General features: G+C 72.4%; 21 protein-coding genes. 7 read left to right on the forward strand and 14 right to left on the reverse strand.

Features of this window, described 5'->3' with window-relative positions; genetic code table 11:
- Positions 1–7: 7 nt before the first annotated feature.
- A complete protein-coding gene (locus PV342_RS09965; RefSeq protein WP_500316669.1) occupies positions 8–784 on the reverse strand; it encodes a hypothetical protein in 777 nt (258 codons plus the stop codon).
- Positions 785–1,060: 276 nt separating this feature from the next.
- Here PV342_RS09965 and PV342_RS09970 point away from each other — a divergent pair, with 276 nt between their 5' ends.
- Both PV342_RS09970 and PV342_RS09975 read left to right on the forward strand, forming a co-directional pair.
- Positions 1,061–1,435, forward strand: a complete 375-nt coding sequence (locus PV342_RS09970; RefSeq protein WP_400806592.1) for an iron chaperone — start codon at positions 1,061–1,063, stop codon at positions 1,433–1,435.
- Positions 1,428–1,922 (forward strand): hypothetical protein, encoded by a 495-nt coding sequence (locus tag PV342_RS09975; RefSeq protein ID WP_400806590.1) that lies wholly within the window; start codon positions 1,428–1,430, stop codon positions 1,920–1,922. The genes PV342_RS09970 and PV342_RS09975 overlap by 8 nt, the downstream gene beginning before the upstream one ends.
- 55 nt (positions 1,923–1,977) lie before the next feature.
- Here PV342_RS09975 and PV342_RS09980 read toward each other — a convergent pair whose 3' ends face one another.
- The 6 genes from PV342_RS09980 to PV342_RS10005 form a co-directional block, all read right to left on the reverse strand.
- Positions 1,978–3,726 (reverse strand): glycoside hydrolase family 35 protein, encoded by a 1,749-nt coding sequence (locus tag PV342_RS09980; protein WP_500316672.1) that lies wholly within the window; start codon positions 3,724–3,726, stop codon positions 1,978–1,980.
- A 152-nt stretch (positions 3,727–3,878) separates the two neighbouring features.
- A complete protein-coding gene (locus PV342_RS09985) occupies positions 3,879–4,934 on the reverse strand; it encodes a LacI family DNA-binding transcriptional regulator (RefSeq protein WP_018560920.1) in 1,056 nt (351 codons plus the stop codon).
- A gap of 155 nt (positions 4,935–5,089) precedes the next feature.
- Positions 5,090–6,433, reverse strand: coding sequence for an ABC transporter substrate-binding protein (locus tag PV342_RS09990; protein WP_400806584.1), 1,344 nt, complete (start codon positions 6,431–6,433; stop codon positions 5,090–5,092).
- Between the two features lie 114 nt (positions 6,434–6,547).
- Positions 6,548–7,528: a carbohydrate ABC transporter permease gene (locus PV342_RS09995; RefSeq protein WP_400806581.1), complete on the reverse strand. Its 981-nt coding sequence runs from the start codon at positions 7,526–7,528 to the stop codon at positions 6,548–6,550.
- A gap of 2 nt (positions 7,529–7,530) precedes the next feature.
- Positions 7,531–8,451 carry a carbohydrate ABC transporter permease gene (locus PV342_RS10000; RefSeq protein ID WP_361003090.1) on the reverse strand — a complete coding sequence of 307 codons (921 nt, stop codon included), beginning with the start codon at positions 8,449–8,451 and terminating at the stop codon, positions 7,531–7,533.
- Between the two features lie 268 nt (positions 8,452–8,719).
- Positions 8,720–11,137: an FtsX-like permease family protein gene (locus PV342_RS10005; protein ID WP_500316676.1), complete on the reverse strand. Its 2,418-nt coding sequence runs from the start codon at positions 11,135–11,137 to the stop codon at positions 8,720–8,722.
- Positions 11,138–11,837: 700 nt separating this feature from the next.
- Between PV342_RS10005 and PV342_RS10010 the strand changes: the two genes are divergently transcribed.
- Complete coding sequence (locus PV342_RS10010; RefSeq protein WP_500316678.1) at positions 11,838–12,590, forward strand: DUF4328 domain-containing protein; 753 nt, start codon at positions 11,838–11,840, stop codon at positions 12,588–12,590.
- A 73-nt stretch (positions 12,591–12,663) separates the two neighbouring features.
- Here the strand turns inward: PV342_RS10010 and PV342_RS10015 are convergent, their stop codons facing one another.
- The 4 genes from PV342_RS10015 to PV342_RS10030 all read right to left on the reverse strand — a co-directional run bounded on the left by PV342_RS10015 (position 12,664) and on the right by PV342_RS10030 (position 16,074).
- A complete protein-coding gene (locus PV342_RS10015) occupies positions 12,664–12,921 on the reverse strand; it encodes a hypothetical protein (protein WP_500316680.1) in 258 nt (85 codons plus the stop codon).
- 162 nt (positions 12,922–13,083) lie between these two features.
- Positions 13,084–14,079 (reverse strand): glucose-6-phosphate dehydrogenase assembly protein OpcA, encoded by a 996-nt coding sequence (gene opcA / locus PV342_RS10020; protein ID WP_400806573.1) that lies wholly within the window; start codon positions 14,077–14,079, stop codon positions 13,084–13,086.
- Positions 14,076–15,611, reverse strand: coding sequence for a glucose-6-phosphate dehydrogenase (gene zwf, locus PV342_RS10025; protein WP_400806571.1), 1,536 nt, complete (start codon positions 15,609–15,611; stop codon positions 14,076–14,078). The genes opcA and zwf overlap by 4 nt, the downstream gene beginning before the upstream one ends.
- 49 nt (positions 15,612–15,660) lie before the next feature.
- Positions 15,661–16,074 (reverse strand): ankyrin repeat domain-containing protein, encoded by a 414-nt coding sequence (locus tag PV342_RS10030; RefSeq protein ID WP_329189415.1) that lies wholly within the window; start codon positions 16,072–16,074, stop codon positions 15,661–15,663.
- Between the two features lie 381 nt (positions 16,075–16,455).
- Between PV342_RS10030 and PV342_RS10035 the strand changes: the two genes are divergently transcribed.
- Positions 16,456–16,650 carry a hypothetical protein gene (locus PV342_RS10035; protein ID WP_018534760.1) on the forward strand — a complete coding sequence of 65 codons (195 nt, stop codon included), beginning with the start codon at positions 16,456–16,458 and terminating at the stop codon, positions 16,648–16,650.
- Positions 16,651–16,800: 150 nt separating this feature from the next.
- The gene (locus PV342_RS10040; RefSeq protein ID WP_500316683.1) at positions 16,801–18,423 is read left to right on the forward strand and encodes an ATP-binding protein; all 1,623 of its coding nucleotides are present in this window, start codon (positions 16,801–16,803) and stop codon (positions 18,421–18,423) included.
- A gap of 37 nt (positions 18,424–18,460) precedes the next feature.
- Here the strand turns inward: PV342_RS10040 and PV342_RS10045 are convergent, their stop codons facing one another.
- Entirely contained in the window at positions 18,461–18,961 is a 501-nt protein-coding gene (locus PV342_RS10045) for a metallophosphoesterase family protein (protein ID WP_026251457.1), read from the reverse strand.
- A 156-nt stretch (positions 18,962–19,117) separates the two neighbouring features.
- Between PV342_RS10045 and PV342_RS10050 the strand changes: the two genes are divergently transcribed.
- Together PV342_RS10050 and PV342_RS10055 are read left to right on the forward strand one after the other, a co-directional pair.
- Complete coding sequence (locus tag PV342_RS10050; RefSeq protein ID WP_018561573.1) at positions 19,118–19,564, forward strand: ATP-binding protein; 447 nt, start codon at positions 19,118–19,120, stop codon at positions 19,562–19,564.
- Between the two features lie 126 nt (positions 19,565–19,690).
- Positions 19,691–20,719 (forward strand): GlxA family transcriptional regulator, encoded by a 1,029-nt coding sequence (locus PV342_RS10055; protein ID WP_500316685.1) that lies wholly within the window; start codon positions 19,691–19,693, stop codon positions 20,717–20,719.
- 28 nt (positions 20,720–20,747) lie between these two features.
- Here PV342_RS10055 and PV342_RS10060 read toward each other — a convergent pair whose 3' ends face one another.
- The gene (locus PV342_RS10060) at positions 20,748–21,386 is read right to left on the reverse strand and encodes an HD domain-containing protein (RefSeq protein ID WP_386992031.1); all 639 of its coding nucleotides are present in this window, start codon (positions 21,384–21,386) and stop codon (positions 20,748–20,750) included.
- 164 nt (positions 21,387–21,550) lie between these two features.
- Positions 21,551–21,871 carry a DUF4326 domain-containing protein gene (locus PV342_RS10065; RefSeq protein ID WP_500316687.1) on the reverse strand — a complete coding sequence of 107 codons (321 nt, stop codon included), beginning with the start codon at positions 21,869–21,871 and terminating at the stop codon, positions 21,551–21,553.
- Between the last annotated feature and the right edge of the window lie 69 nt (positions 21,872–21,940).

Raw genomic sequence — 21,940 nt, forward strand, 5'->3', positions numbered from 1 at the left:
CCTCGCGTCAGCCGCCGGTACGGGGGAACCCCGTCTCCAGGACGTCTGTGACCGCGGTCAGGGTGGCGTCCGACGGGGAGCGCAGGCACACGTCGACGCGCACCTCGAAGGGCTTGCCGTACGCGGCCGAGCGGCCCTGGCCCCAGGCGAGGATCTCGGTGTCGCCCCGCAGTGTCCGGCAGCCCTTGCCGGCCGGCACAGGCTCGCCCATGGTGAGGGGCGCCGCGAGGCCCGCCTTCCCCGTCACGACCGGCCGGAACGCCATCAGCACCCCGTTCCGTTCGAGTTCCTTCACCGGTTCGCAGTCGGGCAGCACCTCGTCGGCCAGGGCCGGGCAGGAGCCGCGTTGCGGCCGGCTGAGGGGCTGCGAGGCGACGAAAGCCGTGGCCTTGGCGCCCTCGCCGACGGACAGGCTGTGCCAGCCCCGCGGCACGCGCAGGGTCAGTGCGGTCTCGTCCAGGAGGCGGACCGTGACGAGGGCCTGAGTGGATTGCGGCGAGGGCGTCGCGGCGGGCAGGACGTGCCGCCGCTCCGGGGCGGCGGCCGGGGACCGGGCGTCGCCCGCCGGCCGCAGCCCCGGCACGAGGGCCACGCAGGCGACGGCCGCGGCCACCGCCGTGACCGCGCCGGCGGCTGTGGCGCGGCGCCGCCTGCGGCGCCGCACGCGCCGCCGGATCTGCGTCATGCGGTCGGTGGGGGTGGCGGGCCGCGGCACCCCGTCGCGCAGGAGGCGGCGCAGCACCTGTTCCGTGTCGTGCCACTGCTCGTCAGGCGCGGCGCGCATGTTCGTCACTTCCCTCCACCCGCCGGGACGTCTGCGCGTCGGCCGGCGCCCTGCGTACGTGCACCTGGGGATTCTCCCCGCCGGTTGCGCGCCGGCGAGAATCCCTCACCCCTGTTCCAACCAGGTGGGGCGCCGTTCGGTTGCCCCCGGAACACCGGCCCTTCACCCGGCCCCCTCCCCGGAGCGGGACGATTGTTCCGCCCACGCCGCCCCGGGTGTCGGCGAACCCCGGTCACCGGCCTGCGGTCCCCATCGCGCGGCGCGTAGTCTTGCCAGATGGTGCAGAGCAGTGCCGCGGACGTCCTTGGCTACCTCTCCGAGGTCCCGGAGGAACGCCGGCGGGCGCCGGCCAGGCTGCGCGAGCTGTGCCGGGCGGAGCTGAGGGGGTTCGACGAGGTGATGGCGTACGGCATGCCCGCCTACGAGCGCGCGGGCGCGGCAGAGATCGCTTTCGCGAGCCAGAAGCGGTACATCTCCTTCTACGTCATGCGCGGCGACGTCCGCGCGGCCTTCGAGGACCGCCTCGCCGGACGGGACATGGGCAGGAGCTGTCTTCGGTTCCGCACGCCCGAGAGCATGGACTTCGACCTGCTGCGCGATCTGCTGAGGGCCACCGCGGCAGGACCCGGGGGAAGCACGACCGGTGAGTGACGACGACCGCCGCTGGGCGTGGGGGTGGCACGGGCCCCTCAACATCGCGGCGATGCATCTGAGCGGCGTGCTCCTCGTGGTGGGCTGCTCCGCGCTGCTCTCGGCGAGCGGTTCGGACCTCTCCTACGGTCAGGCCTTCGTGCTGCTGCTGTGGCTCGTGACCGTCCACGTCCTCGTGCAGATCCCGGTCGGCGCCGTGGCCTCGCGCTGGGCGGCCCGGGGCCGTGCCCGCGGGGCGGGCACCGTCGCCGTCGCCGCCGCGGGAGCGCTCACCTGGGTGCTCGGTCTGCTCGCCGGCTTCGGCTCCGGGATCGCGCCGCCGTTCCTGTGGTGGCAGACCTGGGCGAGTCTGTGCGTGTCCCTGGGCGCCTACGTCTGGCTCTGCACTCTGCGCCGTTCAACCGTCGGCCGCTTGACCGGCCGCGTCAGGGCGTGGGCCGAGGTCGCCGACCTCCGGCTGATGCTGCGTCTGCACCGCCGCCGGTGAACACCGCCGCGCCACCCGGGGTAACGGGTGGCGGGGCGGTGCGCTCAGGCCCTGGTCATTCCTCGGTGGGCCCCAGGTCGGGGGTGTCGCGCAGGTCGACCGTCGCGCGGGCGGTCGCGTGGAGTTCGAGGACGACGAGTTCGTTCGTGCCGGGCCGCAGGACCGGGCCGGGGACGTAGAGGCGGCGCTGGGGGCCGCGCGACCAGTGGCGGCCGAGAGCGAAGCCGTTGACCCAGGCGTTGCCCTTGGTCCAGCCGGTCAGGTCCAGGTACGTGTCGGCGGGCCCCTCGGCCTCGAACTCCCCGCGGTGGAACGTGGGCCCCACGGGCTGCGGGCCGCCGGTGGTGAAGGTCAGGCCCGACAGGTCGTCCAGGGGCAGGGGTGTGCTGCTCCAGCCGGTCAGTTCGGTGCCGTTCGCGGTGACGGCTCCGGTGAGGCCCTTGCGGTCGTGGATGCCCTGCCCGTAGTTGACGCGGCCCTGGTTCTCGACGAGGACGGTCAGGCTCGCCCCGCCGTCGGGCACGGTGACGGCGAGGGCGGCCTCGTGCTGTTCGCGTTCGAGGACTCCGGCGGCGGCGCCGTCGAGGAAGACCTGCGCCCGGTCCGCGATCCCGGCGAAGTGCAGCAGGATGGGGCCGGGTTCGCGCAGCTCGGTCTCGTACAGCACAAAGCCGAAGTCCTGGCCGAGTTCCTCCATGGTCAGCGGGCGCGGCCCGGTGACCGCCTCGCCGAGACGGCCGGCGGAGCCGAGCAGCGGGGTGTTCCCGGTGAGCCGGACGCCGAGCAGGTTGAGCTTCTTGGACGGCTCCGGCAGGGGCTCGTCGGGGACGGTGGTGTGCCGGGCGAGGACGTCGCGGAAGGCGAGGTACTTGGGGGTGATGTCGCCGGCCTCGTCCAGGGGCGCGTCGTAGTCGTAGGAGGTGATGGTGGGGCGGTAGGTGTGCTTGTCGTTGGCGCCGTTGGTGAAGCCGAAGTTGGTGCCGCCGTGGAACATGTACAGGTTGACGCTGGCACCGGCCGACAGCAGTTCGTCGAGGTCGGCGGCGGCCGACCCGGCGTCGCGGACGACGTGCACGCCGCCCCAGCGGTCGAACCAGCCGTTCCAGAACTCGGTGCACATCAGCGGCCCGTCGCCCTGGTGCTCGCGCAGCGCGGCCAGGCCCTGTGCGGGACGGCTGCCGAAGTTGACGGTGCCGAGCACCCCGGGGATGCTGCCGCGCGCCAGGTCGGCGGGCTGGTCGCAGGTGAACAGGGGGACGTCCACGCCGCCCTGCCGCAGCCGCTGCTGAAGGTACGTCAGGTAGGCGGGGTCCTCCCCGTAGGCGCCGTACTCGTTCTCGACCTGCACCGCCAGGACGGGTCCTCCGTTGGTGGCCAGGTAGGGGACGACCAGCGGCAGCAGCCGCTCCAGGTAGTCGTCGACCGCCTCCAGGTAGCGGGGGTCGGTGGTGCGCAGCCGGATGCCGGGGGTCGCGAGCAGCCAGGACGGCAGTCCGCCGCCCTCCCACTCGGCGCAGATGTAGGGGCCGGGGCGCAGCAGTACGTGCAGGCCCTCCTCCTGGGCGAGTTCCAGGAAGGCGGGCAGGTCCAGGCCGTCGTCGCCGCGGAAGGTCCGCGGCCGCGGCTGGTGGAGGTTCCACGGCACGTAGGTGTCGACGGTGTTGAGTCCGAGCAGTCGTGCCTTGCGCAGCCGGTCGCGCCACTGGCCGGGGTGGACGCGGAAGTAGTGCAGGCCACCGGAGATGATGCGGAACGGCACGCCGCCGAGGCGGAATTCGTTCCCTTCGATCCGCAGTGCGGGCATGGGCCGTGCTCCTCCAGTGGAGTGGGTTTCTGGTGCGTGCGGTGCGGTCACGGGGTGTGCGCCGATGCGAGGCGGGGATCCCCGTGACGGGATGTTTGCGTTGCCATGGCGGGGTACGGGGTGGGGGGAGGTGCCCTCGGGCGGGGGTGCCGTCAGCGGCTCCGCGGCGGAGGGGCCGCGGTGCTGCCGCGCACGACCAGACTGGTGGGCACCAGCGTGGTGCCCCGCTCCGCCTCGTCGTTGCGGATCTGCCGCAGCACACCGTCGACGCAGCGCCGGCCGACCTCGGCGAAGTCCTGGTGGATCGTCGTCAGCGGCGGCATGTACGAGGCGGCCTCGGGGATGTCGTCGAAGCCCACGACGCTGACGTCCTCCGGCACCCGCCGGCCGTGCTCGCTCAGCGCGCGCAGCAGCCCGAGGGCCATCTGGTCGTTGGCGACGAACACCGCCGTGCAGCCGGGGTCCGCGGCGATCCGCAGCCCCGCCGCGTAGCCGGACTCCGCGGACCAGTCGCCCCGCAGCAGCGGCGGCACCTCGCGCCCGGCCGCCTCCAGCGCCGCCCGCCAGGCACCCACCCGGCGCTCGGCGGCGAACGACTCCTTCGGCCCCGCGATGTGCCGCACCGTGCCGTGGCCGAGGCCCAGCAGGTGCTCCACCGCGGCCCGGGCACCACTGGCCTGGTCGGTGTCGACCACGCAGTAGCGGTCGCCGGCGTCGGAGTCCACCACGACCACGGGCGCGGTCGGCGGCAGCGCCACCGTCATCGCGTCCAGCAGATGGACCTCCATGATCATGACGACGCCGTCCACGGCCAGCTCACCGAGCCGGGTGAACGCCCCCTGGACCCCGTCCCGCGTGGGTGCGGTCACCGGCAGCAGCGTCGTGGCGTAGCCTTCGCGGGCCGCGGAGGAGGCCACGGCCTCCAAGGTGCGCATGTTGCCCGTGCTGGAGAGGTTGAACAGGATGACGCCGATCGTGCGGAACTCGCCCCGCTTGAGGGCGCGGGCCGCGCTGTTGGGCCGGTAGCCGAGCTCCTTCATCGCCACCAGCACCTGCTGCCGGGTCTCCTCCAGCACCCCGGGGAAGCCGTTGGAGACCCGGGAGACGGTCTGCGCCGAGACGCCCGCCAGCTTGGCCACGTCGGCCATCGACGCACCGCGCCGCCGCCGCTGCGCGCCCGCCGCCGAGCTCTGTCCGGTCCCGTCCACGTGCGTCGTACACCTCATACGTTTCACAGCCGTTGGTGGTCAGAATTCTAGGGGGACCAAGCCCCGCGGACCGGCGGTCCGCGGGCCCCCCGGGCCGGCGCCGCCGCCCCCGCCGAGGGGAGCGGCACACGCCGGCCGAAGGACGCGACGGAACGTCAGCCGCCGACGCTGAAGCCCTGGTCCTTGCCGTACTTGACCGAGGCCTCCTGCCACGTGCCAAGGGCGTCGGACAGCGGAGTGGAGGACACGTAGGCCTTGCCGACGGTGTCGTTGAAGACCGAGTTGGCGTACACCTGGTACGGCAGGTACGACCAGCCCTTGACGACGTTCCCGGCCGACTTCGCGAAGATCTCGTTGGCCTTCTGGCCACCGAAGTAGGGGAACTCGGTGTCCAGGAACGCCTGCGAGTTCAGGTCCGCGGTCGTGGCCGGGAAGGCGCCGCCCTTGATGCGGGCCTGCACACCGGCGTCCTTGTTCGCGTACTTCACGAAGGCGTAGGCCAGCGGCTTGTCCTTGGCCGCCTCCATCACCGCCAGCGAGCTGCCGCCGTTCTCCGCGCTGGCGGTCTGCCCCGCCTGCCACTGCGGCAGCGGCGCGGCGCGCCAGTCACCGGACGCGGAGGGCACGCCGGAGACGAAGTTGGCGGGCATCCAGGCACCCGTCGACAAAGTCGCGATGGTCCCGTCGGCCAGGCCCTTGTACCACTGGTCGCTCCAGGACGCGATCGGCGCGAGGAGCTTCTCGGAGATCAGCTTCTGCCAGACCTCGGTGAACTTCCTGGTGCCCGCGTCACCGAAGTCCACGTTCACCTTGGTGCCGTCCACCGTGTACGGGTGGCCGCCGGCCTGCCAGATCAGGCTGGTGACGAACCCGGCGTCACCGGTGTCGTTGGTGATGTACGCCTTCGGGTCGGCCTTGTGCAGCGCGCGGGCCGCGGTCAGGTACTCGTCCCAGGTCGTGGGGACCGCGATCTTGTGCTTGTCGAGGACCTTCTTGTTGAAGAACATCGCCATCGGCCCCGAGTCCATCGGCAGCGCGTACACGCCGCCGTTGACGGCGACGGAGTTCCACGGACCCGGCGAGTACGCCTTGGACAGGTCCTTGGCGCCGTACGCGCTCAGGTCCGTGACGGACTTGCCGAGCGCGAACTGGCTCAGCGCGTAGTACTCGATCTGCGCCACATCCGGCGCCCCGGAACCGGCCTGCACCGCGTTCTGCAGCGCCGTGTACTGGTCGTTGCCCGTGCCCGCGTTGACCAGCTTCACCTTGACCTTGGGGTACTTCGCCTGGAAGTCGGTCACCACCTGCTTCAGCGTCGGCTCCCACGCCCACACCGTCACCGTGCCGCCCTTCTTCAGCGCCGCCTCGACGCTGCCCGTGTCCGCGGCCTTGGCGCCCGAGCCGGAGTCGTCGGAGGAACCGCAGGCCGTCAGGGACAGCGCCGCCGCGCAGAGCACGGCGATCGCCTGCGCCGAACGGCGCAGTGGCTTGTTCGTCATCGCATCTCACTTCGTTGTGGTGATGGTCCGCGGCACCGCCCGTAGCCGCGGCACAGCTGTGCCGGGCGGCGGACCGCAGGGGGGATGGGTACGGCGCCGCGGCGGCGCCGGTGATCATTCCTTGACGCCGCCCGCGGCGAGCCCGGTCTGCCAGAAGCGCTGCAGGAGGAGGAAGGCCGCGACCAGCGGCACGATGGTCAGCAGCGAGCCGGTGACCACCAGGTTGAACACCGGCTGCCCGCCCGCGGTGGCGGCCTGGGCGTTCCAGGCGTTCAGGCCCAGGGTGAGGGGGTACCAGTCCGGGTCCTTGATCATGATCAGCGGCAGGAAGTAGTTGTTCCACGTCGCGACCACGGTGAAGAGCAGCACGGTGACGATGCCGGGCCCCAGCAGCGGCAGGCCGATCCTGAAGAAGGTGCGGATCTCCCCCGAGCCGTCGACCCGGGCGGCCTCCAGCAGCTCGTCGGGGATCGCCTCGGAAGCGAAGACCCACATCAGGTAGAGACCGAACGGCGAGATCAGCGAAGGCACGATCACCGCCCACGGGGTGTTCGTCAGGCCCATCTTGCTGAACATCAAGAACGTCGGCACCGCCAGCGCGGCACCCGGAACGGCGACCGCGCCGATCACCACCGCGAAGACCCCCCGCCTGCCCGGGAAGTCGAACTTCGCCAGGCCATAGCCGCCCAGCACGGCCAGGAACGTCGCGCCGCCCGCGCCCAGCGCCACGTACAGCAGGGTGTTGAGCAGCCAGCGGACGAAGATGTGGTCGTTGTAGGTGAGGGTCTGCGAGATGTTGTCCCACAGCGCGAAGTCACCGCTGAACCACAGCCCGAAGGAGTCCAGCAGGCTCTTCTGGGTCTTGGTCGCGCTGATCAGCAGCCAGGCCAGCGGGACCAGGGTGTAGACCGCGACCAGGGCGGTCAGGACGGTGAGCAGGACACTGCGCCGGGGCCGGTCGGAGGAGTGCCGCCGGCCCGCGGGGCGCTCGGACGGTGCGGCGCCGCGACGCCCGCGCCACGCGCCGGCGGTGCCCGCCCGGCCGTCCGCGCCGGTGCCCGCCCCGGTGTCTGCCTGGGTGCTCGCCTGGGCCATCGTCAGGCCTCCTTGCGCATGCCGCGCAGCTGCACGACGTAGGCGATGATCATCGTGACGACCCCCATGACGATCGCGACGGTCGCCGCGTAGTTGTGCTGCTGCCCGGAGAAGGACAGCGAGTAGGTGTAGAGGTTCGGTGTGAAGTACGTCGTGATGGCGTTGGGCGCCAGCGGCTTGAGGATGCTGGGCTCGTTGAACAGCTGGAAGCTGCCGATGATCGAGAAGATCGTCGCGATGACCAGGGCCCCGCGGATCGCCGGGATCTTGATCGAGGTCACGATCCGCAGCCGGCTCGCGCCGTCGATCTCCGCCGCCTCGTACAGGGAGCGCGGCACGACGTGCAGCGCCGAGTAGAAGATCAGCATGTTGTAGCCGACGAACTCCCAGGTCACGATGTTGCCGATGCTCGCCAGCACCAGGCCGGGCGAGAGGGGGTTCGGCAGCGAGGCGCCGAAGGCGTCGTTGATGTCGGCGACCAGGCCGAAGCGGTCCCCGTACATGAAGCCCCACATCAGCGTCGCCACGACGGCCGGGACCGCGTACGGCAGGAAGATCGTGATCCGGAAGAACTTCCGGCCGTGCAGCCGCCCACTGTCCAGCGCCAGCGCGACCAGCAGCGCGACGCACAGCATGATCGGGACCTGCACGGCGAGGAACAGCGCGACGCGCCCCAGGCCGGACCAGAACTGGCCGTCCTGGAAGGCCTGGACGTAGTTGTCCAGCCCGACGAAGGAGGTCCCGCCGATCAGGCGGTCACGGAACAGGCTCAGGTAGACCGAGTAGCCGATCGGCGCCAGGAAGACCAGCGCGAAGACGACCATGAACGGCGCCACGAAGCCCCATCCCAGCCAGCGCCGGCCCCGGCGTCCTCGGGGAGGAGCGGCCCGGCCGGTACCCGGTGGCGGCGGTATGGCAGCCATGTTCCCATCCTTCACGTCGTCGTGCGGGATCCCGCCGCGGAGGGTGGGATCGGGATGGTTGCGTAAACATCAGCGAACGGAGTCGGCGCACGTTTACGCAAACATTTGAGGACGCGATGGTGACACCAGCCATCACGACACGTCAAGGGCCCTCACGCGGTTCCTCCCCGAGCCGGCCCCGCACGACCGTTCCCGCACGTCAACAGCCCTTTGCCCACGACGAGTCGGCCGCCGCCGGCCCGCCCGGCGTTCCGGCGGCGGCCGGCGCTCACTCCGTCCGCAGCCCGTCCGCCCGCATCATCCGCCACAACGCCGGAAGACTCAGCGACGTCACCACCAGCACCGCCGCGGCACCGATCCCCGCGTACGGCAGGAACACCCACCAGTCCCGCACCGGCTTCACCACGATGCCCAGCATCACCCTGCCCAGCACCAGCCCGCCCGCGATCGCCACGACCGTACCCGCCAGCACCGGCACCGCCGTCTGCCACAGCACCGACCACGCCAGCGTCCTGCGCCGCGTACCGAAGGCCACCAGCACCGACAGCAGCCGCCGGCGCTCCCTCAACTGCTCGATCAGCGCCACCAGCATCCCCGCCGCGATCAGCACCACCGTCAGCGTCCCGCCGACCCGCAGACCGGTCTGCACACTCGAGTACTGCCGGTCACGCTCCACGTTCACCAGCCCGGACACCCGCAACGCCGGATCCAGCCGCGCCGCGGCATTGCGCAGATGCTCCGCCGCGTCCGTCACACCGTGGTCGATCGCCACGTACGCGGACGTCGACGCCTGCGGCAGCCGGTACCCGGCCAGCGCCCCCGGAGTCGCCAGGATGCCGTCATGGACGTCCCCCACCGGGTCCCGCACCGCCACCACCGCACGGGCCGACTCCGGCAACGTCCACACCTCGCCCTTCGCGGCATCCCCGTACATGCCGCCGAGATCGAACCCCCGACCCGGCCGGGCGACCTCGTCCGTCAGCAGATTCGCCTCCCGGGCACGCCCTGACGACCCCCGCTGATGGGCCACGAACGTGTCACCGTCACGGCACGAGGGCAACGCCGCCAGCGACCGCAACGTCGCACAACTCGCCACCGTGAGCGCGGTGACCGACCCCGGCCCACCACCGGCGTCCACACGGCTCACATACGACTCGACCGTGGCGACCACCCGCCGCACACCCTCGACCCGCCCGAACTCCCCGGCCATCCGCTCCGCCAGCGCCGGCGCACCCGCACTCCCCGAAGCCGTCGCGACACTGAAGTCCGGCCGCACGACATCGGCACGAGCGGACGAGGCACCGGCCGCCGCCGGAGCGGACGACGTCGCGAAGTCCTCCTGCATACCGCCGAACACCATCTGCAGCGCGATCGCCCCGGCCACCGCCACGGTGATACCGCTGACCGCCCGCGACGCCGTCCCACTGCTCAACTGCAGGCGGCGCACCGCCAGCTGCCACGCGACCGGTCCCCCGCGCAACCGCCGCACGACCGCCTCCACCAGCCACGGCAACAGCCCGGTCAGCCCGACCAGGAGCAGCACCGCACCCAGCGCGATCGGATACACGCCGCCCGACCCCAACTCCTTCTCCGCCGACCCCGTCCACGTCAGCACGGCGACGCCGACCACAGGAGCCACCAGCCGCCACCACAACCGGCGCGGACGCAACGCGGCATGCCGCACCACCCCCAACGGCTCGATCACCACCGACCGCAGCGCCGACTGCGTGACCAGCACCGCCCCCACCAGGATCGCCACCACGATCAGACCCGCCGGCAACGGGTCGGGGGCGACGTCCGCCGGGAAGGCGCTCACGCCCCACAAGCGCACCGATCCCGCCAGCCCGCGCGCTCCCAGGAACAACCCGGTGCCGACCAGCAACCCCAGCACGGCGCCGAACAGCGCCTCACCCGCCGCGATACGGCGCGTCATGGCGACGTCCGCACCCACCAACCGCAGCGCGGCCAGCCTGCGGTCCCTGCGGTCCCCGCCGAAACGGACGGCCGTGGCGACGAAGACACCCACCGGCACCAGCAGGACGACACAGATCAGGACGACCAGGACCACCAGCCTCGGGTCGAAACGACCCGAGCCCGGATCATGGCCGTACCCGGCGGACCTGATCGCACCCCCGCTCCTGGAGAGCGTGTCGCTGCCGGCGTAGAAGCGCAGCTCACCGGGCTCCAGCAGACCCCGGTCCGCGATGGACCCGATGATGCGGTAATCGAGCCGCTCCTTGAGCAGGGCACCGGACGGCGAGTCCAGAATCCCGCGCAGGGCGGGCGAGACCACCATCTCCCCCGGCCCCGGGATCCGCGCGACACCCGGCGGCGGCGGAGCCCCGGGACCGTCCGGGCGCAGCAACTGCCCGCCCACGGCGTCACCGCGGAACTCGGTGGCGGCGTCGAGCCAGAGGAACGTCGTGTCCCCGCGCCGCACCGACACCTCGCTCTCGAAGTTCGGCGTCTCGCGTGCGTGACCGCGCGCTTCGCGTGCGTCGAGGATGTTCGGCACCGCTGCCGCGAGGAACAGCAGGGCCACACCGAGTCCGACGCCCACCGCGGTCAGCGCCGTGCGGATCCACCCCTCACGGCCTCCGGAGCCCGCCAGCCGCACGCCGAGCCCCAGGTCTCCGAGCGCCGAGCGGAGCCGCCCCGGCCCACCGCCGGCACGTTGACGGCTCATGCGCGACCTCCCGCGCAGGGTATGCCGTCGTGCGTCACGCATCGGCGGGAGCGGGAAGCGGCCTCGGGTGGCGCGAGGGGAAGGGGCAGCGGGAGCGGGTTGAAGAGCATACGGTGAATATACATGCCGTCTATACACTGGATGTCTACCCACAATGTGTCATCACAGTGTGCTCGTCGTTCCGGCTCAACTCCTCCATCCGCCAGTGGCATCCGCGCTGCTCAGATCGGTACTGCGGGAGGCTTGGGGACCGGTTGGGGACCACACCCGGAGGATGGGCCGGACAGTGGCAGGAGTGTCGATGTTGGTGACGGTGGGGCGAACCCCTGAGGCCGCCCGGATATGGCGGGGCCCCCGCGCTATGCGTTCTCGACCTTCGCATTACTCCAGGCGGTGATGCGCGACGCACTTGACCATCGAGGTCAGCCCCGGCCTGGGAAGGCCAGGTCCGGCTCGAGAGGGCCGGGCCTCGACGGGGCCTGCTCGTGGGCCCCGCTGCCCGCCGGCCTCAGGAACGCCCGCCGTTCTCCTGGCCGATACCGGCAGGTGGGACGCCCGTTCCCCGGTGGGGCCACGGTGCCCGGGCCGAAGGCGGCGAACACCGCTCAATGATGTGGACTCGCCAAGATCCCCTGCCGTAATGTCCTCCTGCCCGCCGTTCGGCGCGCACGTCTCCATGCCGTGTCCCTGGGGGGATCCCATGTCGTTCAGCCCTGTCGGGCCGCCACCCGGTGCCCCGTACCCCGCCCCGTACCCCGCGCCCGCCGGGCCCCCGGCGACCACCGCCGTGCTCCGTTCGCCGCTCGGCCTCGCGACCGCGGTGGTGGTGCTCCTGTCGCTGGTCATGGCCGCCGATGTCGTCGACATCGTCGCGGAGGCCGGTCGCTACGCCCTGATGGACACGGCGGTCGGGGACGTACTCGCCACCGTCGACCAATCCGCCCTGAACCGCTCCGACGTGTGGATCGGTGTCGCGGCGGCACTGCAGTTGCTCACGTTGGCGGGGGCGGGCGTCCTCTTCGTCATCTGGTTCCACCGGGTCCGCACCAACGGCGAGGTGTTCGCCCCCAACGGATTCGAGAAGGGCCGCGGGTGGGCGATCGGCGGCTGGTTCATCCCGATCGCCTTCTTCTGGATCCCGTCCAAGATCGCCAGGGAGACCTGGGTCGCCAGCTCCCAGACCACCCAGGACGGCCGCCTGCGGCCCGCCGACTCGGGTCCCGTCGCGTACTGGTGGGCGGCGTGGGTGGGCGGCCAACTGCTGGACCTGCTGGCGGCATTCGTCACCAACGAGAACTCCGTGTACGCCGACGACCTCCGCGACGCCGCCGGCTTCGCCATCGCCGTGGACGCCGTGGACATCCTCGCCGCGGTCCTCGCCATCGTGTTCGTCCGCAAGCTGACGGCCATGCAGCACCGCAAGGCCACGGAGGGCCCGTTCGCCCTGTCCTGACCCGACCCCGGCCGCGCGCCGGTCACCCGTCGGCGACGCGTCGGGCGCGTGCGGGCGGCGCGTCAGTGCGCGGTCAGCGCCCTGTCAGCGGGGGCGGGCAGTGTGCGGGCATGGACCCCGTCACCGCGGAGATATCCGCCCCGCCCGCTCCCGCCCGCCGGCCCCGCACCGCGGACTCCGCGCGTTCCGCGCCGGCCGCGTTCGTGCGCTTCGCCGTGTGCGGCGGCGGGGTCGGACTGGCGTCCTCCGCGGTGCTGCTGGTGCTCTCGGGGCCGGTGCCGTTCGCCCTGGCGAACGCCGGCGTGACGGTGGCCTCGACGGTGCTGGCCACCGAGCTGCACGCGCGTTTCACCTTCGGCGGGGGCCGCGCCGGGTGGCGGGCGCACCTGGAGTCGGCGCTGACGGTCGTGGTCTGCTACCTGTTCACCACGGCCGCGATGCTGCTCCTGCAGGCGGTGTGCGCCGCCCCCGGCGTACCGCTGCGGCAGTCGGTCTACTTGGCGGCCTCCGCGCTGGCCGGCTTGGGCCGCTTCTTGGTGCTCCGCGCGGTCGTCTTCGCCCGGCGCGGCGGCGGCGCCTCGTCGGTGTGGCGCAGCGACGCGGCGTACATCTCGTCGGGGTCGAGCCGGCGCAGTTCCTCGGCGATGAGGTCGGCGGTGGGCCGGACCTTCAGCGCGAGGTGCCGGCTGGGCTGTCCGGGAATGGTGAGGGTGGCCAGCGGGCCCTCGGGGCGGTCGATGGTGATGTCGCCGTCCGGGGTGCGCAGCCGTACCGCGGTGACGACCGGGCCGTCGGTGACGACGCGGTCGACGGGGACGCGGAGGCGGTTGCCGAGCCAGCGGGCGAGGAGTTCGGCGCTGGGGTTGTCGGCCTCGCTCTCGACGGCGGCCGAGGTGACCGTGGCCCGGGCCTGGTCGAGCGCGGCGGCGAGCATGGAGCGCCAGGGTGTGAGCCGGGTCCAGGAGAGGTCGGTGTCGCCGGGGGTGTAGCCGGCGGCGCGGGCCTCCAGTTCCTCCATGGGCCGCTCGACGGCGTACGCGTCGGTGATCCGGCGCTGCGCCAGCGCGCCGAGGGGGTCGGCGGCGGGGTTCGCGGGGGCGTCGACGGGCCACCAGACCACCACGGGGGCGTCGGGCAGCAGCAGCGGCAGGACCACGCTGTGGGCGTGGTCGGCGAGTTCGCCGTGCAGGCGGAGCAGGACGATCTCGCCGGTGCCGGACTCGCCGCCGACGCGCACCTCGGCGTCGAGGCGGGCGCTGCGCCGGTCCCGGGGGGAGCGGCCGGGCCGCTTGATGACGACCAGGATGCGCGAGGGGTGCTCGCGCGAGGCGTCGGAGGCGGCCTTGAGGGCGTCGTAGTGGTTCCCCTCGTCGGTGACGATGACCAGGGTGAGCACCATGCCCACCGCCGGGCTGCCGATCGACCTCCGCGCCTTGATCAGCGCTGAGTTGATCTTGCTTGAGGTGGTCTCGGTCAGATCGATGTTCATGGCCGGCGCCAGCTCCTGCCGTCTCGTGCGAGCATCTGGTCCGCCGCCTTCGGACCCCAGGTACCGGCGGTGTACTGCTCGGGCGTGCCGTGCCGGTCCCAGTACTCCTCGATCGGGTCCAGGATCCGCCAGGACTCCTCCACTTCCTGCGGTCGCGGGAAGAGGTTGGCGTCGCCGAGCAGGACGTCCAGGATCAGCCGCTCGTAGGCCTCCGGGCTGGACTCGGTGAAGGACTCGCCGTAGGCGAAGTCCATCGTCACGTCGCGTATCTCCATCGACGTACCGGGCACCTTCGAGCCGAAGCGCACCGTGACACCTTCGTCCGGCTGGACCCGGATGACCAGGGCGTTCTGCCCCAGCTCCTCGGTCGCGGTGTTGTCGAACGGGGAGTGCGGGGCGCGCTGGAAGACGACCGCGATCTCGGTGACGCGGCGGCCCAGGCGCTTGCCGGTGCGCAGGTAGAACGGGACGCCCGCCCAGCGGCGGTTGTCGATGCCCAGCTTGATCGCGGCGTAGGTGTCGGTCCTGGACTCGGCGTCGATGCCGTCCTCCTCCAGGTAGCCGGGCACCTCCTCCCCGCCCTGCCAGCCGTGCGCGTACTGGCCGCGCACGGTGTGGGCGGCCAGGTCGTCGGGGTGCCGGACGGCCTGGAGGACCTTCAGCTTCTCCTGCACCAGGGACTTCGCGTCGAAGCCCGACGGTTCCTCCATCGCGGTCAGGGCGAGGAGCTGCAGCAGGTGGTTCTGGATGACGTCGCGTGCGGCGCCGATGCCGTCGTAGTAGCCCGCGCGGCCGCCGATGCCGATGTCCTCGGCCATCGTGATCTGCACGTGGTCCACGTAGGAGCGGTTCCACAGCGGCTCGAACATCGTGTTGGCGAAACGCAGCGCCAGGATGTTCTGGACCGTCTCCTTGCCCAGGTAGTGGTCGATCCGGAAGACCTCGGCGGGCGGGAAGACCTGGTGGACCACCTGGTTGAGCTCCTGGGCACTGGCCAGGTCGTGCCCGAAGGGCTTCTCGATCACGGCCCGCCGCCAGGAGCCCTCGGGCGGGTCGGACAGCCCGTGCTTCTTCAACTGCTGTGCGACCAGGGGGAAGAACTTGGGCGGCACGGAGAGGTAGAAGGCGAAGTTGCCGCTGGTGCCCCGGGCCTTGTCGAGCTCCTCCACGGTCGCGCGCAGCTTCTCGAAGGCGTCGTCGTCCCCGAAGTCGCCGGGCACGAACCGCATCCCCTCGGAGAGCTGCTGCCAGACCTCCTCACGGAAGGGGGTGCGCGCGTGCTCCTTGACGGAGTCGTGGACGACCTGCGCGAAGTCCTCGTCCGCCCAGTCGCGGCGGGCGAAGCCCACGAGGGAGAAGCCCGGCGGCAGCAGCCCGCGGTTGGCGAGGTCGTACACGGCGGGCATCAGCTTCTTGCGGGACAGGTCGCCCGTCACACCGAAGATCACCAGCCCGGACGGGCCCGCGATGCGCGGCAGCCGCCGGTCGGATGGATCGCGCAGCGGATTGTTCCAGCTGTCGGTTTCCGTCATGGGTCCACTTCTCTTCATGGTGGGTGCGGCGTCGTGGCGCGTCCGGGTGTCATACGGCGCCGAAGAGTTCCAGGAGTGCGTCCTTGCCGAACATGCGGGCGGTGTCGATGGCCGACGGGGTGCCCGCGGCGGGGTCGGCGCCGCCGTCGATCAGGACGCGGACCACCTCGTCCTCGCCCTTGAAGACGGCACCGGCCAGCGGCGTCTGGCCGCGGTCGTTGGCACGGTCGGGGTCGGCGCCGTGCCGCAGGAGGGCGGCCACGGTGGCGGCGTGGCCGTGGTAGGCGGCGAGCATGACGAGGGTGTCGCCCTTGTCGTTGGTGAGGTTCGCCGGGACGCCCGCGTCCACGTAGGCCGCCAGCTTCTCCGTGCCGCCGCGGCGGGCGAGGTCGAACATCTCGGCTGCGAGCCGCAGGACGCCGGGGTCCTGGGCCGGATCGTTCTGCGGGGTCGGCTCGCTCATCGTTCCTCACTGCAAGGGGCCGGTCGCCGTGCGCGGAGGGGACCGCTCTCGTGATCCACCCTAAGCGGCCTCAACCGCCCTGGCCTCGCCGGGCGGGCTCCCGGATCGTGCAGCGGCCGGGGTGTGGACCGAACGAGAAGCCATGGCCGAAGCTTAACGATTTTGATCACTCGAACGGGCGACTTCGCTGCTCCGTCGGCGGGGCCTGCCACATGACACGCCGGATGACCGGCGAGGATCACGCCGGAAGAAACAGTTCAGCAGGGCCGAAAGGGTGAACCTCCCTATAAATCACCCATTCGCCTCTTTTCAGAACATATTACTATCTGTAATTCTGGAACAACTCATGGTGACAGTCCCCATCACACAGGAGTAGCCCCCATGATCCTGTCCATCTCAGGCGTCGTCCTGCTCGGCATCATCGTCTTCCTGTTCTTCCGTAAGGACGGACTCAAGGCGTCCCACGCGCTCGTCTGCGCCCTCTTCGGTTTCTACCTCGCGGGCACCGCCATCGCCCCGAGCATCAAGGCCGGCGGGGCGAGCCTGGCGAGCCTGCTGGGCGGGATCAAGTTCTAGGCCGTTCCGCACGGCCGATCCACCGGGCCCGGCGCCGCTCCGCACCGGGCCCTTCCCGTCCCGTCCCCTCCCACCGTCCCGTCGTCCCCACCCCCGTCCCCTCCCGCCGTCCCGTCGTACCGCCCCCGCAACGACCCTCTGGAGCTCCCCGTGGTCCGGCGCCCCCTCTCCGCCCTCCTGAGCAGCCGCCCCTCGCTCACTCGCGGCCGTGAGCTCGCGCGGGCCGCCGTCGACAGCACCACGGACGTCCTCCACCCGCTCTTCGTCATCGCGCGCGGGCTGCGCCGCCAGGCCGGCTGGGCACGCGACTGGTGGGGCAGCACGCCCAAGGACCGGCGCGGACCGGCGCTGCTGGCCTCCGTGGGGGCCGGGTTCCTCGTCCTGGTCCTGCTGCCCTACGGCGCCTACCTGATGTTCGCCGCCTGGATGGGTTCCGCCGGCTGGATGGGAAGGGACCGCACCCCCGCCCCGAGCGGACCGAGCGGCGGCGAGAACGACCGGCTGACCGCGCTGTACGAGGCCCTGGTGCCGTATCTGTCCGTCGCCGACGACCCCAGCCCGCTCTACGCCCACGACGGCAGCTGGGAGAACGTCTTCGGCGACCACGCCTTCGAGGACGGGCGACTGGTGCGCCTGCACCTGAAGTACCCCGCCTACTTCACCGACGGCGAGGCCGCCGCCAGGGCCCGCGTCGAGCACGTGCTGCACGCCAAGGTGGGCCGGGGCCGCGAGTACCGCTTCGAGTGGAACGAGGAGGAGAACCACCTCACCCTCACCGCGCTCCCCCCGCTGCCCACGGACATCGCCGCCCAGCGCTTCGTCACCTCCCCCGGAGAGACGGTGCTCGGCTTCACCGACCCCGGGTCGGTGCAGCGCACCGTCCCCGTCCAGGACGGCGAGGAGGTCAGGGACGCTCCCCCGGTGGTGTGGCGCACCGGCCCGCGCTCGACGGAGCCGCACCTGCTCGCCCTCGGCCACCCCGGCACGGGCACCACCACGCTGCTGCGTTCCATCGCGCTCCAGGCACTGCCGGAGGGCGACGTCGTGGTGGTCGACGGCAGCGGGACCGGCGAGTACGCGTTCCTGTCCGGCCGGCCCGGTGTCATGGCCGTCGAGAGCGGCCTCGCGGGAACGCTGGCCACCCTGGAGTGGGCGGCGCACGAGACCGAGCGCCGTCTGATCGCCGTCAACCGCGCCCGGCAGGCGGGCCGCACCGCGCCCGACGACGTACGGCGGCCGCTGTGGATCCTCGTCGACCGGCCGACGGTGCTCAGCCAGCTCGCGCACGCCGAGAGCCGTCCCGACCCGCAGGAACTGCTGGACATCCCGCTGCGGCACGGCCGGGCGGCCGGGGTGACCGTCGCCGTCGCCGACCACCTCGACGGCGCCGAGGCGCTCTCCCAGGTGGTCGTCGCCCAGACCAGGGCCCGGGTGCTACTGGGCGCGGTCACCGCGGAGCAGACCCAGGCGGTGCTCGGCGCGCCGCAGTGCTCGACGTCCGCCGCGCAGGTGCCGCCGGGCCGCGGCTATGTGCGTCTGGGCACGGGGCCGGTGCTCCGGGTGCAGGTGCCGGCGACCCCGGACCCCTTCGACGAGGACGCAGGCGACGCGCACCGCCAGGCCGTCATGGCGCTGCTGCCGCCCGCGGACGGCGCGCACGGGACGGAGCCCCGGGAGCGGGAGGCGGAGACCGCCGGTGCCCCCGGCGCGGTCATGGTCTCCGAGCCCTCGGGCGCGGTCCGGCCGGCCGGAGACCCGGCTCTCGAGCGCTGAGCCGGAACTCCCCGGCGCAGCGGCTCGCCGGCGCGGGTCAGCGGCGCGGCAGTTCGTGCAGCCGCACCTCGCTCAGCACGCCCGCGGCCGCCACGGCGGTGAGGTAGGTGCCGTACGGCTGACGCCTGCGGTCGGTCGGGGAACCGGGGTTGAGCAGCCGCAGCCCGCCCGGTGCGGTGCTGTCCCAGGGGATGTGGCTGTGCCCGAAGACCAGGACGTCCAGATCCGGGAAGCGCTCCTCACAGCGGCGTTCGCGTCCCTGTGCCGGGCCGCTGTCGTGCACCACGCCGAAGCGCAGCCCTCCCAGCTCGGCGAGGGCGACCTCGGGCAGGCGCGCGCGCAGCCCGGGGCCGTCGTTGTTGCCGTACACGCCGATCACCCGACGTGACCTCGCCTCCAGCAGGTCGAGGGTCGCGTCGTCGACCCAGTCGCCGGCGTGGATGACGGCGTCGGCCTCGGGAATCCGGTCCAGTAGTTCGGCCGGAAGCTCCTTGGCACGTTTGGGCAGGTGTGTATCGGACATCACAAGAAGACGCACACGTCCACGCTATCCGCGCGGGGGGACGGAAGCGGTGCCGGGCACGGCGGCCGGAAGTCAGGCCGGCGTCACGGCGTGCCGCGCGGCGGCGTGGCCGGTGGGGCGACCCCGCGGTCGCCGGGACCGCGGGCCTCATCGATGAAGGGCCCACACGTCATGTGCGGTGACACCACCCCCACTCGTTCGGCGGAACTCGTGCAGCCCGCGGAGGCCGCCTACGTGGGCGCCGCGCGGCACTTCACGTCCGAGCTGCTGGGGCTCTGGGGACTGGCCGCGGAGGACCGCATCGCCGCCGAGCTGATCGTCGACGAGCTCGCCGCGAACGCCGCGCGCCACGGGCGGGCCCAGATGTCGATCCGGCTGTGCATGCACGACGACGGCCTGGTCATCACCGTCACCGACAGCGGCGAGGCCCGGCACCACGACGGGGCCTCGCCCGACAGCACCCCGCCGGACGAGCACGGCCGCGGGCTGGAGATCGTGCGCCGGCTGGCCGGGTCCACTTGCATCCACGACGACGAGCGGGGCCGCCGCGTGGTCACCACGCGCCGCCTCGCCCCGCTCCAGCGGTCCGTCGCCGGGGTCACCAGCCCGGCGTCGTAGGCGCCCGCGGGCATGGGCGACAATGGCGGGCCGGACGGGGTTCCGCGGACCCAACGTCCGCGGGACGCGGGCCACATGGGCTTCCGCGGCGGTCCCCCGGACCGGCCCGCACCCGGAGGAATGACAGTGACGTCCCGCGTGAACCCGCACCAGCCGTCCGGGACCGCGACGGTCGTGCCGCCGCACCGGGTGCTGGTGCTGTTGTTCGAGGGACTGCAGTTGATGGACGTGACGGGTCCGCTCGATGTGTACACGGCGGCGAACGAGTACGGCGCGCACTACGTGACGAGCACCGTCTCCCCGGACGGCGCGCCGGTGACGACCACCGCGGGACTGCGGCTGGTGCCCGACCTGTCGCTGGACGAGGTCGACTTCCCGGTCGACACCCTGGTCATCCCCGGGCGCCCCGACTGGTGGGCGGCGGTGGCCGACACCGCGCTGGTGGCCGGCATCACCCGCCTCGCGGACCGCTCCCGTACCGTCGCCTCGGTCTGCGCGGGCGCGTTCCCGCTGGCCGCGACCGGACTGTTGGACGGACGGCGGGCCGCCACGCACTGGCGGCTGGCCGACGACCTCGCCGCCCGCTACCCCAAGGTCGAGGTCGACAGCGACGCGATCTTCGTACGGGACGGCCGCTTCATCACCTCCGCGGGCATCAGCGCGGGAATCGACCTGACCCTGTCCCTGGTCGAGTCCGACCTCGGCCCGGACATCGCCCGCAAGGCGGCCAAGTTCCTGGTCGTCTTCATGGCCCGGCCCGGCGGCCAGTCGCAGTTCAGCGTCCGGCAGAGCCCCCGGCACCCCGCGCACTCGGTGCTGCGCCAGGTCCTCGACCAGGTGGCCGCCGACCCTGCCGCCGACCACAGCCTGCCCGCGCTCGCGGCACGGGCCGGGGTCAGCTCACGGCATCTGACCCGGCTGTTCCGCACCGAGACCGGCGGCACCGCCGCGCAGTACGTCGAACGCATCCGTGTCGAGGCCGCCCAGGCCTTGCTCGAAGCCGGCGACGACGCCCTCGACACGGTCGCCCGGCGCAGCGGCTTCGGGTCCGAGGAGACGCTGCGCCGCGCCTTCCGGCGCCGACTCGGCGTCAGCCCCGGGACCTACCGCGACCGCTTCCGCACCACCCGGCCGTACGGCACCGAGGAGGACTGACCGCGACGGCCGGGACCGGGCGCCGCGGTCACTCCGCCCAGGGGGACTGGAGGATGGTGTCCACGAAGTTCCCGCGGACGAAGCCGGGCACGAAGCGCTCCAGGACGTCGGCCTTGACGTTGCCGAACGTCGTGCCGGGGCGCGGTGCGATGCCGTGGGTGAACTCCTTGAGGATGTTGTTCTTGAAGTCGGGCCGCGGGTGGGCGGCGACGACCGCCTCGCGCTCCTCCGCCGTGATCTCGTCGTACCCAAAACCGAGGACGTCGACCTCGACGCCCGAGGTGACCAGGGCGATCTCGGGCGCCATGTGCCACGGGATCTCCGGGGTGGTGTGCAGGGCGATCGCCTCCCACACCAGCCGCGCACGCTCCTCGGGGACGTCGTGCTGCAGCAGGAAGCGGCGGGCCTCGTCGGCGCCGTCGATCTCGAAGCGCTGGTCGGTACGGGCGTAGGTGTCGGTCAGCCCCAGGTCGTGGAAGAGGGCGCCGACGTACAGCAGCTCGGGGTCGAAGTCCCACCCGCGGTTGCGGCCGCGCATCGACGCCCAGAAGTACACCCGGCGGGAGTGGTGGTACACCACCGGGTCGGCGGCCTTACGCACCAGTTCGGTCGCCTCCGCCACGAGCCGGGTAGCGGGCACCTCGATGTCCGCGATGATTTCAGCCACGTCGAATCTCCTGACAGGTCTCCGGGTTCCGCCGGCGGCCGGGCGGGGCGCCCGGTGCCGGTGGATCCATCGTCGGCCGCGGCGGCCCGTCCCGCCGGATGCCCGTGGGACGCGCGACCCTCGGATCGGGACACGCGTCCGGCCGCCCGTACGGAGGGACGGGGTCAGGACGCGTCGGCGAGCTCGGCGACGACCTGCGCGTGGCACGGCTCGGGCACGCACCAGCAGCCCAGCCTGCGGCCGCGCAGCGCGGGCAGCAGCGCGAGCAGGTCGGGACGGCCCAGCAGGTGTTCCCGGTACTTGTCCAGGACCTCCTGGCGGGTGCCGTCGGGCCCGGGACGGTAGGGGCCGGCCAGCGGGGATCCGGGCAGGTGCCATCCGCCGCGGTGCATCGGGCGGCCCACGTAGACGACGTCCGCGTACGCGGGGTCGTCGCGGTGGCCCTTGAGGTTGACGACGGTGGTCGGGGGCTCGGCCTCGCTCATGACCTGTTCCTTCCCTTCATCGGGGGTGCGTTCGTCCGGACACCGGAAACCCATGCCGTGCGGCACGGC

The sequence above is a fragment of the Streptomyces sp. PA03-3a genome (assembly GCF_033792735.1).
In the GTDB taxonomy this organism is placed as follows: domain Bacteria; phylum Actinomycetota; class Actinomycetes; order Streptomycetales; family Streptomycetaceae; genus Actinacidiphila.